The 13,022-nt window shown below is 57.1% G+C and carries 5 protein-coding genes; 2 read left to right on the top strand and 3 right to left on the bottom strand.

Features of this window, described 5'->3' with window-relative positions; genetic code table 11:
• Positions 1-17 precede the first annotated feature (17 nt).
• From V3314_RS10920 to V3314_RS10910, 3 genes are all read right to left on the bottom strand, one after another.
• A complete protein-coding gene (locus V3314_RS10920; RefSeq protein WP_338460206.1) occupies positions 18-2,858 on the bottom strand; it encodes a hypothetical protein in 2,841 nt (946 codons plus the stop codon).
• A complete protein-coding gene (locus V3314_RS10915; protein WP_338460205.1) occupies positions 2,848-5,241 on the bottom strand; it encodes a hypothetical protein in 2,394 nt (797 codons plus the stop codon). The genes V3314_RS10920 and V3314_RS10915 overlap by 11 nt, the downstream gene beginning before the upstream one ends.
• Positions 5,242-5,394: 153 nt before the next feature.
• On the bottom strand, positions 5,395-7,218 hold the full coding sequence (locus V3314_RS10910) for a hypothetical protein (RefSeq protein ID WP_338460204.1): 1,824 nt from the start codon (positions 7,216-7,218) through the stop codon (positions 5,395-5,397).
• A 265-nt stretch (positions 7,219-7,483) separates the two neighbouring features.
• Between V3314_RS10910 and V3314_RS10905 the strand changes: the two genes are divergently transcribed.
• Entirely contained in the window at positions 7,484-7,954 is a 471-nt protein-coding gene (locus V3314_RS10905) for a hypothetical protein (RefSeq protein ID WP_338460203.1), read from the top strand.
• The gene (locus tag V3314_RS10900; protein WP_338460202.1) at positions 7,951-12,981 is read left to right on the top strand and encodes an RHS repeat-associated core domain-containing protein; all 5,031 of its coding nucleotides are present in this window, start codon (positions 7,951-7,953) and stop codon (positions 12,979-12,981) included. Before V3314_RS10905 ends, V3314_RS10900 begins: the two co-directional genes overlap by 4 nt.
• Positions 12,982-13,022 lie beyond the last annotated feature (41 nt).

The raw sequence follows: 13,022 nt of genomic DNA, 5'->3' as shown, positions 1-13,022 counted from the left end.
CTTGCGCCAACGGGTAACTATTGCATTTTCAGCTCAAGGTAATTTCGCGGGTCTACATAACCTGAAAACAGAAGCCTGAGCTTGTGTTGATTGCCATAATTGTCCGTTACGGTAAACTTCACGGCGTCCTGCAACACCTTGCGGTATTCAGTACCGTGGTAGTCGTCCCAATAGATCAGGTTCGAAGTGCGCTCCAAGCTAAACAGCAGCGCACCGGATGTCACCTCCTCCTGGCCTTTGAAGTCATAATCAAGCCCCTTGAAGTTGACAGTTGGCTCCGCAGCCAGCAGTTGCAGTTCAGCCTGGTAATTCACGCCTGGTGGTATCTCCGCTGTATCATAAGGCCGCCATGGTTTGAACGCACAGCCAGTAAAACTGACGAAGGTCTCATCGAGTTGCTCCGACTCCCACTTGATCATCGAATAGGTGTCAAATTTGACATCGACGAAGCGAATCCCTCTACCGGTCAACTCCCAGTAATCGGTGGTCGTGTGGTAATAATTGAAGCGATCGTCCTTGATGTCCTCACCGGGCCCACTCGCCACGCGCTTGCCCAGTTCTGGAAAACTGAACAACTCCAGGCTTGTTTCGAGTGGCTTGATGCCCTCCAACTGAATTTCACCGAAACCTACCGGAGTATCGATCGAGTAATGCGTTTTCTTGGTATGCGCCTGGAATCTCGCCCTGAAATACGCCGTTTCCGCGACGCGTGAGTGCACATAGAACGTGACGACACGTCTACCTTCATCTTCCCCCGGAATGCGCTCCACGCCTTCGTCCTTGGGCTCCACCTCATGTCCAGGCTTGACTGGGATATAGTCATACCTGTCCTGACGCCGCCTGGTGAACATCCACTTGTTCGGGCTGTCTTCCGGAATACCTAGTTGATCTCCCGTCAAGTAAGGCACCGGGTTGTTAGCCTCATCCAGGAGTACCAGTGTATTGAGCTCCGTTTCATCCACCGGGTCCCACACCTCGTTGCCATAGTCGTCATTGAACGACTGAGTTTGCAGAATAACATCTATGCCAACCTGTCCAAGCCTGTTGGCGTACACTTGGTTTCTACTGTTATTGTTGAGCCGCAGGCTGAACTCTTTGAGGGTTTTCCACCGTTCGCTCAGCGCCAACGCTTGTGCCGGAGCAGGGGTTTGGTGCTCGATGATGACCGCGCCGGCGGAAGGCCCGTCAAATGCCACGACGACACTCGCTTCCTCGTCGGTTGAAGCCGGTGCTGTGTAATCCCCTGTGGCACTGATTTCGCCGGGACCAAACACGCGCCAATCAGCTGGTGCATCCCCCGGCAGGCGGAACCTCTGGATAGCGCCCGGCACTATGCGCGGGACAGGGTACGGCTCGACGTCGAGCACGTGGCCAACCCCAAACAGTACGATGGTGGCATGGCCCGTTTTGTCGCCTTCGCTGACTTCGAGACGCTGCACACGGACGAAGGGTGGCTTATCCAACCTTGTTGGCTTGAAGGTTGCTTCCCGAGGGTCATTGCGGTCATACGCGATGGTACCGAACTCAGTCCCCAGCAATTTCCAATTGAGGCCGCTGCCGCCAGTTGCACGCAGGACAATCTCGTCCGAATAGTTGGGATACCAGGTGGTCACGCGCGGTGAAATCGTCAGCGGTTCCACAGACTCGATCACCAACGCTGACCGCGCTGCAGCATCAGCCTCCCCCGACACCTTGGCCGTCACTACCGTTACACGCTGAGCGCTGCCACTCTCCTCGACGGGCCTGGCTTGGTAGGCCTTGTCGGTAGCTGACCCTGCAGCTCGGGGGAAAGAGATGTCCCGCGCCTGCCAGTCATACATCTGGGCGCCGTTGGTCGTGAACGTGACACGCTCGCCCGCTGCGATGCTGCTCAGGCCCGGTGAAAGCCAAGCCATCCTGGCATTTGCCTTCAGATCACCAAAACCGATCAGGTCGTAAGGGCGATACTCTTCGGAGACATCCAGGGTCTGCCCGCCAGGCAGAACAAGTTGCGAGCAGATCCGGCGGCTTTGCTCCGTTGCAATCTGGGCCCTGAGCTTGCTAACCAGCAAAGCAGCGCCCACGTTTTCAGCCACGCTGTCGACCTTGCGCGGCAACAGGTACGGCATCGCACCAGGGATAAAGCCTCTTTCCCTTGTACCCGACATTTGCATCAGGAACAGGGCGGCCCCATCACTCTCTGGTGAACTTCCGGTGCCAGCACCCTCCGGAGCCCTTTGGGTAATAGGGGTAATATCAACAACGCTGAAGGCATCCTTGAAGTGCGGCATTGAGGTCAAGAACACAAACGGCTGTTTGAACGCTGATTGAGCCATCAGCTGCTTCAGCATGAATTCCCCCATCGGCTCTGCCGCTTCCGACGAAAGCTTACAGCTCGGATTCGTTGCACTGCCTAAATCGAGTGCGAACTGGAGTTGTCTCTCGCCCGGCGCCTCCACCGGCAATATCACCAGATTGGCCAGGAACTCCAGCCGCTGGCCGAGGCCTGGTACCAGCCGATGAATCCTACGCAGGTGTTTCACCGTACCTGGAGCCACCGACCAGTTCTCGCATCGCCCTGCAATCAGCTCCATCTGCACAACGACCTTGTTGGTCTGGCCTGAGGCTTGTTCAAAGGACAAGGACGGCGGGCCGAACATCAGGCCTTCGAAAATCAACTGGTCATATCGACGCTCATCAAGATAATAAGACCCAGCAATGGGAGGAATGAAATCGTTTTGGCTCAAGCGGTCAGAAAACGTGTTCTGCAGTAATACCGTGAGCGTATCACGCCCAAGCGCAAGGACCGCTCCCCAATCGTAATTCATCGGCCCCTTGCCAAGTTCAGAGAGCAATGCTGATTTAGTATTAACGGCCATGATCAGACCTCTCCTCATTAGATTCAACGGCAATGGCGCGCTTGGCGGTGTTGGTCAACACTATGACCGAGTATGACCAGATAGGGTTACGTGCATTAACCCTTTCTCGGGACGCAACAATGATATAAGGGCCCTCGGAGTCTTGTATCTCATAATAACCCGTACTGGAATCGATGGTGCCTTCTCCCCGCAGCACGGCCCATTTTGTTTCCGCAGGTTCAAGTGAAACTTCCTCGCCATACTCCGCATCGAAGTACCAGAGTTCCAGCTTAACGATCCTTTTGCCTCCGTGTTCAGCCTGTACGGCCTTGATAGAACCCGACGCGGTACTCCAAGGTAAGATGATATCGATGCTCTGTTTCAGCCCACCGGCCGAAACCTCCACCCGGTCAAGATGAACAAGCGCCTCCACCTCGCCAGGCTCCCCCGGCGCCCTTTTAGGGGACAGATAAACGCGTACATTCTTGCCCTCGGGAATATCCAGACCGTCGCCATCCATGGGCTCACGTTGGGTACCCTTGCTGCCGGCGGCCATGGACCAGGTCAGATCGTTCTTGATGTCACCACCTACCAGAAGATAGCGTGGGGTCGGCACGTCTTCTTTATCCGGGTCGAACTGCGCAACCAAGAAATATGGATATATGGAAATGCTGGCCGGCACGACGGTCACCAATGCGCTGCTCTGTTTATCTCCAGCAGTAGCCGTAACAATCACTCGCTTGTAGGCACCCTCGATCTCACTCGCCGATGGTGGGGTGTAAAGCCCTTTTACAATCGTGCCAAGTTTCTCGGACGACTCATTCGGTAATGCCCTGAGCGTCCAAACCACTTCGCCGAGGTCTTCTGGCAAATCGTCATACTTGAAGGTGTCACCTGATACAATCGTTTTTTCAAATGGAGTCAATGCCAAAGCGTATTTCGGGGTCAGATCTCCCATCAGCGCGAAATCATCGGCGAACTCGCCATCACGAGGCGTGGCAACATCCTCGCTTCTGAAGATCAGACCATTGAGGCGGAATACATCCACCTCTATACCCGCATTATCCAGAGCGCTGGTCATACTTCTGAACGTAGTTAGGATAGGGTCAATGAATGCGTTTTTACATTTTGTCAGCACATAATATTTGGCCCCCATATTGAAGCCAACCCCAACATCCGTTGTAATATCCGCCTCCTCTACAACGGCCCCACTTTCGACTCTCAACGAGCCATTATCCAGAAGCTTGACCGGATAATATTTTTTGAAATTTATTTTTACTCTGCCCGGGCGGTCAGCTTCAGTCCACACACTGCCCCAACTGAGAAAGGTGCATTTAAAGTGCACAGGGGTGTCAACCTCAACACCCATTGAAATCATACCATCGCCAAATTTGATATAAATTTTCACATCATTAAAACTAAGCCCCGAATGATATTGTTTACTGTAAGTCCACCCTCCTTCCGTATAGCCTGGTTCCTTTCCATAGTCGATGTCCTCGGTGGGAATATTGAAAATAGAGGCATCAAACGTCATCTCCCGATAAAAACCTAATACATCAGGCTCCAGCTTGTACTCAAGCCCCGAAAACTCCGGCATCGCCGTGATTCGCTTGACCAAGACCTGCTGCACCCAAGCTTCATTGGACAATATGATACCCATCGAGTAGGGGGCATCACTAGAATTTTCAGGCTCGAACAGATAGTAAGGAATATCACTGTTATTGTCCGGAAAGTTCCCAACTACGGAGGGCGAAAAAGAAATCCCCACGTAAATCGCCCCTTCAGGGACTTCCTCCTCACTGACCTGACTTAGTTCCTTCGCCCCCTTCAGCGGGTGCGTGCGCACCCGGAACCTGGCAGGATTGAGCTCACCCTCAACAGGTTTGAGAACGTTCAGTTCCCATACCTGCTTGTCTTTCGGCCATTTTTCTTTAAAATATTTATGAATCGCCGCCCCCAGCTTCTGGTTCATCTCTTCCCAGCCGGTGGCCTCGAATGTGTATCCCATACCATTCGATAGATCGAGTATTACAACCCCCTCTTCACTGACCAAACCGTCACCGGTTTCCTTGAGCCATATATCCATGCGGACCGTGGGTGCGGTCAAGGGGTCCATAAAGGAGTAGTTGATCAATTCCGGCTGAGCACTACCAGGAGATTGCCGATACTCTTTGATAAGACCACCCAGCACATTCATGCTCAAACGGGCCTTTGACGTTGCAAGATCAGCGTTTGCGAAGGAAAGAACAGGTCGATCCAACTGCATGTTCTCTATTTCACGCCAAGCACCATTCTCAACGTCGGTTTTCAGACTGATCAAAGGCAGCCATTCTCCGCCGATGAGAAATTCCAGATGTTCCTGCGCCAGTATCGCATTGGTTCTCCAGCGGTCCAAAATCAACACTGCATGCCATCCAAACGTGCATGGACCCTGATCCATATACTTACGAAACTGTGCTCTCGTGGGTCGCGCCATTACTGTATCCTCCGATAATGAACACCCAGTGCAGGCCTTCGGGCTCATGCTGCCCCTGCCCCCGACTGGGCTTGAAGAAACTCAAGGTTTCAAAGTAGGCGACAAACTCTTCAAATTGATGTAATGAGCCCCACCGTCAAGGCTCAACCGAACATGCAACGTAAAGGGCATGTCGAATTTCAGCCTTTTCAATATTTTTTGCTTGTCCAATTTTGCCTTGATACCATTTTCTGCCTCCTCCCCGGTAACAGGCTCAGACGCATCACGGATAATCTCTTTCAGCTCGCCGTCCTCTTCGCCCGGTTTATCAGGCAGTGTTACACCGGTTACTGACAACTCGATCAAATCGCCTTCGCGAGCAAATGCCCAATTATCCAATTCAAGATCGGCGCCCTCTTCAGGCACTTCTGACAAGTGCAAGTCACGGGCAGTCACCGGCGGATATGCAATTTCAATTTGCGGATATTCACCTATCAGCAAGGGTTTGATACGCAGGTGATAGGGATCAGACTCGCTCGGTTCGCCATCGCCGTATACCAGGTACACCACTTCGAAACGCCGGCCCTCATCGGTCGGGCCCCGGCCCATGTTGGCTGGCACGTATTCGGCCGGGATGTGGAAGCGAAGCGGATTGTCGACATCGGGCGTTTTGGCGGTGTACTCGCCGTACTCAGGCCAGCCGCGCCATTCGACTTCCGCCCGTTCGCCCGACAACAGCACGCCGTCCGGGAGTTTCACCCAAACCCCGCTGAGCCCATCGTTGGCATCCAGTGTGCCGCGGTCCTTTCCGTCCGCGGTTGCCTTGATGACGGCCGGAGCAGACAGTACGCGCATGATGCCTATCTTGACCGACAGCTCGAGTGAACGCTGCCCGGCGCCTTCACGGCCATAATGGTAGGAAAGCCTGACGGTCGCTCCCTGGTTCTCGGCCAGGTAATCGAACGGGATATGAAAAGAGACATCACCTACGACTTCAGTACTGGCATCCACGCGAATGGTCTGCAGGAAATCGCGCACAGGGCTACGCCAGCTCAACGTGACCCGATCCGCGATCGCCATGTCGGGGTAACCCTTCACGACGATCGTCAAACCATTCCTGAAGTGTTCAGGGTGCAGTTCGTCACCCGGAACATGGCCTTCGATAATGGGTTTAGGCAAGTAACCAGGCAAGGGTGCGCCAGAGTCGATTTCGAATATCTGCTTGGGTGACTTGGCTGTTTTCCCATTAACGAAATCAATTTCATAATCGACTTCAGCACGACCTGGGTCGATAAACCGAAACACATTCTTGCCGACGGTGAAGGTCAGGGCCTTGTTATCCAGATGCTCTTTAGTCACCTCCAATTGATCGGTGATAGGCGTTTGCGGATTGCCATCCTCATCGAACCCCATCAAGGTGAACTTGATGATGTCACCTATTGTCTGCGTTTGATAAGAAGGCACGACAAATGTCACCCCTGCCGCATCCAGATCATCGGGTTGTATGTACAGTTTGTGCGATTCAAGCGCGAGAGCGACAGGCAAGCCCTCGGGATTTTCCGCTGCCCTTACCCCAATGAAAGAGAACACCCGACGTGACTTCAGGATCTCGGTCCCGGTGTCCACGGTATAGGAATAAAGTGACTCGCCGTCTTTGGCCGCCTTAACAATATCATTTCTGATGAATACCTTAAGCCCATTCTTTACGTCATCCTCCGAAGGGAAATGGTCACCCTTGTCATCAAAAGACTCGCCGGAAGCGTTTACGCCCCACCAATCGGTAGAAACTACATGTGTCGTGTCCATGCCGTCGTACTTGATGACAGTTTCCAGTTTGTCCGTACCCAACTTCTCAAGATCGATCTCTTTCCTGTCATTTCGCAAACGGATGAAAGGCTCTTCCAGCCCGTCAAGCTTTTTACTCATAACTGCTTCCTCGCTCTCGCACCCGGGCTGACCAACTGCCTGCAGCAGCGGTCAAATCAATCGAATGCGAGGAAGTTATAGAGGCTATGTTCCAGCCTCACAACTAGCAGAAATAACAGGTGCTCGCGCCGCGGACAGCATCCGCAGGCATAGGCCTCGTGCATCCACCTATCAAATTTGCCAGGTGTCGGCGCACGCCAGATTTTCTACTCTGCACCTGCAACAGGCGTGCCTGTCAATTTAAAAGCCCTGAAAGGACTGCCCCATGAACCCGACACAGCCCGACACAGCCAAGACCGCTGGAACCATTACGGTTTACACCACGAATAATGACCACCGAGCATACGAAGTTCCTGCCGAAGGCAGTGACCAGACTGTTCGCTTTTCGCTAGACGGCTTTAAAGCACGGCAGATCCATATGATCGGCATTCCCTCGGCCGCTACCATTACCTGGGAATCGAAAGATCGAGTGGACGGTAAACCGAAATGGTGGGTGACGTTCAAAACCACCCATTCGCCTTCATCGCTGGAAAAGAACGACATTGATCAGTATGTCACTCGCAACGCAAAGAACAGCTTCGTACGCACCGCGCTCGGCATTCTGGTCGTTGACAAATCTGAAAATGCTGCAGACAGAGACACACTCGGCGAAATAATCGTCAAGGTTTCAGCCCCACGTCGAGAGCCCAATGCAACCGCTCCTGTCGCTGCGCCCGTCCATGGAGAACAACCATGACCCTGCAAAGCAACGCAACCAACTTCGCCAGCTACACCCATGGCAGCGTCGATGTGCGTACCGGGCTGTACGGCTTCACCCTGGAAGTGCCACCGCTCAATGCCAACTTCCTGCAGGGCCCCAAGCTGCCCGTTGACCTGACCTTCAACCCGCTGAACACCTTCAACGCCGGATACGGCATCGGCTGGGACTTCAAGTTCAGCCGCTACGACCTGAGCACCCATAGGCTCAGCCTGTACACCGGCGAAAGCTTCGCCGTCTCCGACCAGGGCCCGGGCCAACCGGCCGTGATCCACGAGCAGAAGTTCAAGGCCTTCACCTTCGAGCACATCGGCAGCCACGATACCCCGCGCTTCCTCGTCACACACACCCACCACCTGCGCGAAATCCTCGAGCCCCTCCGCGCCGATGACTCGATATTCCTGCCGACACGGGTCGAGACCCTCGCCGGCCTCGGCATCAACTTGCGCTACGACGACCTCGGCCGGCTGGTGTCCATCACGGACGACTTCGATCAATCGCTGCTCACCCTCGAATTCGAGGGCAACAGCCAGGTGCAATTGCACGTGCACCCCGGCACTGAAGCCCACCAGCAGTTCACCCTGAAGTTCGACGGTGAAGAGTTGCGCTCCCTGATGATGCCCGCCAGCGACCAGCTCGACTGGACGTTCCACTACGACCGCATGGCCGGCATGCCTTTCCTGCAGCGCCTCACCCGGCCCTTCGGCGGCGAAGAGCGCATCCGCTACAAGGAACGCGGCCACCAGTACCCCGGCATCGACGAGTACCTGCCCCATGTGATCGAGCACCTGGAAATCCCCGACCCGCTGGACGAAGCCCACGCGATCAAGACCACCTACCAGTACAGCGGCGAAAACTTCCTGGGCAACGGCGCATCCGGCCTGGTCTGGGACAAGGAGTCCAACCGCGACCAGCTCTACCGCTTCGTCGGCAACAGCTACAACTACCACACCACGGTCAGCCACTACCTGGATGGCAAGGTGTCGAAAACCGTCAGGCACACCTTCAACCGCTTCCACCTGATGACCGAGCAGGTCACCGACGAAGCCGGCTGCATCCTCACCGTCAGCACCGAGTACCACGACAAGGCGGGCAGCTTCGAGTCCCAGGACGTGCGGGTGCAGTTGCCGAAAAAGGTGACCAAGACCTGGACCCAGCGAGACACCCAGTTGCACCGCAAGGAATGGGTCGAAACCGATTACGACACCGACGGCAACCTTGTGCGGGAAACCCTCGCCAACGGCATGATCATGCTGCGCGAGTTCTACCCCGCCAGTGGCGCCAAGGGGTGCCCGCCCGACCCCGATGGCTTCAAGCGCAACCTCAAGAGCCTCACCGTCTACCCGGCCGAGGGCGAACCGGCCAAGGTCCTGCGCACACGCTACACCTACCGCTCGCTGCCCAGGCTGGCCACCGCGCAGGCACCCCGGCAGGCCGACAGCTGGCTGGCCACCGACGGCTGGCTGGTGGTCGACAGCGTACAGGAGCTGGAAGTCGTAGACGGCGGCGAAAAACTGCTGCGCCGCGAGGACATCACCCACCTGAACATGCCCGCCAATGCGTTCCTGCATGGGCGCATCGACTTCAAGACCACCGAGCTGGGCAAGACCTGGTCGCGCACCGAATGGCGCCATCAGCAGAGCAACGATGACAACGGCAAGCCGACCCGGGTACGCACCACCACCACCTTCAAGCCCCATGGTGGCACGCTGGAAAGAACCATCAGCAGCCTGCAAAGTGCCTTGCGCGACCAACCCGTCGAAACGCAAGACACCAACGGCGTGCAAACCCGCTACGGCTACGACATCGTCAACCGGCCGAGCATCGAGACCGTGGCGCCCGGCGACACCGACACCGCCAGCCGCACCTATCGCTATGGCAGGGCCACGGAAAACCAGCGCACGCTGTGGTATGCCGAGACCACCGACGTCAACAAGGTGGTCACCCGCACCTACCATGACGGGCTCAACCGCCCGGTGCGCGAAGAGCGCACCCTGGTCGCGCTGGACGACCCGCAGTCCAGCACCCGGATCACCCGCAAGGTCTGGGAAAAAACCTACGACACCCGCGGCCGTGTCGACAGCGAGACCCGGTTCGACTACGTGCCCGCCGCGCCCGGCAGCGACAACGCCGACGAGCAGGTCATCGCGCTGACCTCGCACTACCGCTACGACGCCTGGGGGAATCGATGCGAGGAGCAAAGAACGGATGGGGTCAAGCTCGTCACCCTGTTCTCGCCCTTCGGCACCGACGGCAACCACATCGAGCAGTGGCAGGAAAGCCGCGACCAGCCGGGCATCAGGCAGAACCACCGCGTGGTGGAGTACAACCGCTTCGACAAACCGGTCTACGAATACAGCCTGCACCTGCCCGTCGACGCCGAAGCAGGCGCCAAGCCGGTGGAAGTCGACCGCACCGACTACCTCTACGATGGCCTGGGCCAGGCCGTGAAGGAAACCCTGAGCTTCGCGCCCGAGCACAACATCAAGCCGCGCGTCACCGAATACCGGTATGACGCCTGGAAACGCCACTTCGAAACCGTGCGCCCCAATGGCAGCGTGCTGACGCGCACCTTTGACGAACGCAGTACCGCAGAACTCACCACCCTGCTGGAAATCCGCGCGCACAGCGGCGCAGCACCGCGACCGGTGTGCAAACGCAGCTTCGACGGGCTCGAACGCCTGACCAGCGTAACGGTTGGCCCGCGTGTGGAAACCTACCAGTACCGCGGCCAGACCGACCTGGTGGACACCCGCACCTTCAGCAACACCGACCCGGCCCACAAAGACAAGCCCAAACAGGTCGAGCGCTACGACTACAAGCCGGCACTGACCCCCGAGCCCACCCTGATCAGCACCACCCTGGAAGACGCGCAAGGGCCACAGGCCGCCAACGAAGCCACGTTCGCCTACCGCCCCAGCAGTGCCGAAGTGGTCAGCGCCGGCAACGAGCAGGGGGCCCGCGTCTACGCCTACACCGACCAGGGGTACCTGGCCCGGGAAGAATGGAACGGCACCGATGCGCAGCAGTACACCATCGACAACCGTCACTCCCTGCAAGGCCGCCTGCTCTATCGCAAGCACAGTGACGGCGACGCCTGCCTGTACGAGCATGACCCACTGGCGCGGCTGACCAGCGTCACCCAGGGCCACCTGCAGGCCGTGCTCGCCTACGACAGCATGGGCCGGCTGCACACCCTTACCACCCGTGACACCCGCGACCCGGAAAACCGCTATGTGCGCACCACCCAGACCTACGACGACCTGGGCCGTGAGCACCGGCGCACGCTGCAAACCCCCGACCAGACGCAAATGCTGGAGCTGCAATGGCTGGACGGCACCACGTTGAAGTCACGCACCCTCTACAACCTCACCGATGCGGACGAACACGAGTGCCTGCGCCAGGAAATGTTCGAATATGACGCACTCAACCGCCTGGTGATCCAGGATTACCTGGGCGACTGGGACGAAGAGGACGAAACGAGCGAACGCTGGCAGGCCTTGCCGCGCAACGCCAAGGGCCGCGCCATCTGCGCCAAGACCTACGCCTTCGATGCCATGGACAACCTCGAGCGCTGCCTGACGCGGTTTGCCGATGGCAGCAAGGACACTGCGAAGTTCAGCTATGCAAGCGATGACAGCTTCCAGTTGACCGAGGTGACCCACACCCTGCTCGAAGACTACCCGGCCACACAGGCCTTCACCTACGATGCGCGCGGCAACAGGCTCAACGACGAGCAAGGGCGCCCGCTGGAGTACGACCTGCGAGGCCGCCTGGAGCGTGTGCGCGAGACCGACGGCAGTGAACGGGTGCATTACCTGTACGACGGCCATGACCAGTTGCTGGCCAGCGTGCATGGTGACGGGGCCCGCAAGGTGCAGCGGCGCTACCAGGACCATCGGCTGGAGGCCACCCGGGAAGGCAGCCTGCTGACCCAGTACCTGCTGGGTGACACCCATGCCCTGGCGGTGCAGCGCTCGGACGCCCCCACCGACCCGCTGCTGCTGCTGACCGACAATGCCGGCAGCATCGTCACCGAGGTGGACGCCGAAGGCTCCCGCCACGCCAGCTACACCGCCTATGGCGAACGCCAGGACGACAACGGCATGCACTGCCTGCTGGCGTTCAACGGCGAGCTTCGCGAGGAGGCCACGGGCTGCTACCTGCTGGGCAGCGGTTACCGCGCCTACACCCCGGAATACGGCTTCAACAGCCTCGACTCGATGCCACCGGAAGAGGTCGGGATCAACCCCTACCTGTATGCCCTGGGCAACCCGGTCAAGTGGGGGGACCCTACGGGGCATAAGGTGCAGCCGCTCGCTGACATTGGCGTGGCTGAGTACGAAGATGACGAGGGGGGGGCGGAGAGCGGCGTGAAATGGACTCTGGTGGGTTTGTTTGGCGTCATGCTCCTTGGATCAGCCATCCTCTCACTATATGGTGTCCCTTTGGCAGCCGTATCTCCCATAACCTGGGCCGGTATGACTACGCAAGCTCTCGGCTTGGGCATACAGATCGCGGGAACAATACTTATAAAGAAAAATCCTAATGTTTCAAAAACACTCACTATTGTAGGTGCGGTAATCAGCACCATTGGCATTGGGGTTACTTTATTGGGCTCGGCCAGACCTGGACTATATCGTCCTAGACCCTCACGTTTCCCAAGGAGGGTATCCTACCCTACTCAAGCGAACCGCAATCCTATATCAACAAACCACGCATCAAACATGCAGAGCCGTCTTTCAGCAGCGGACAACCGTTCACTGGCAACTAGATTGAATGCACCACCTCCGTCTTACGACGAATTACCGCCGCCAACTTACGCTGAAGCCATCGAGTTGACTCCCCTATCGTCCGGAAACACCCCGGCGCTGCAAACACCGCCTTCATCTTCACCGATATCCGCTTCATCGTTGTCAACGTCTAATTCTGGTAGTCAAGGAGACTATCGATATGTAAGGCCGCCCGTTTACGTAAATAAACCGACGGTCCGGCCTTGGCCTTGATCCTCAAACCCGACCCGACACGCTTCACCGCCCTCACATTC

The organism is Pseudomonas sp. TE3-3-F2023, from assembly GCF_036784815.1.
Taxonomy (GTDB): Bacteria; Pseudomonadota; Gammaproteobacteria; order Pseudomonadales; family Pseudomonadaceae; genus Aquipseudomonas; species Aquipseudomonas pudica.
Note: the sequence above shows the minus strand (reverse complement) of the source record. Positions and strands in the feature narration are given on the sequence as shown.

What these genes read in the sequence shown, in the direction of transcription:
- V3314_RS10920 (WP_338460206.1), bottom strand. Translation starts at nt 2,858, where the DNA reads ATGGCCGTTAATACTAAATCAGCATTGCTCTCTGAACTTGGCAAGGGG.
- V3314_RS10910 (WP_338460204.1), bottom strand. Translation starts at nt 7,218, where the DNA reads ATGAGTAAAAAGCTTGACGGGCTGGAAGAGCCTTTCATCCGTTTGCGA.
- V3314_RS10905 (WP_338460203.1), top strand. Translation starts at nt 7,484, where the DNA reads ATGAACCCGACACAGCCCGACACAGCCAAGACCGCTGGAACCATTACG.
- V3314_RS10900 (WP_338460202.1), top strand. Translation starts at nt 7,951, where the DNA reads ATGACCCTGCAAAGCAACGCAACCAACTTCGCCAGCTACACCCATGGC.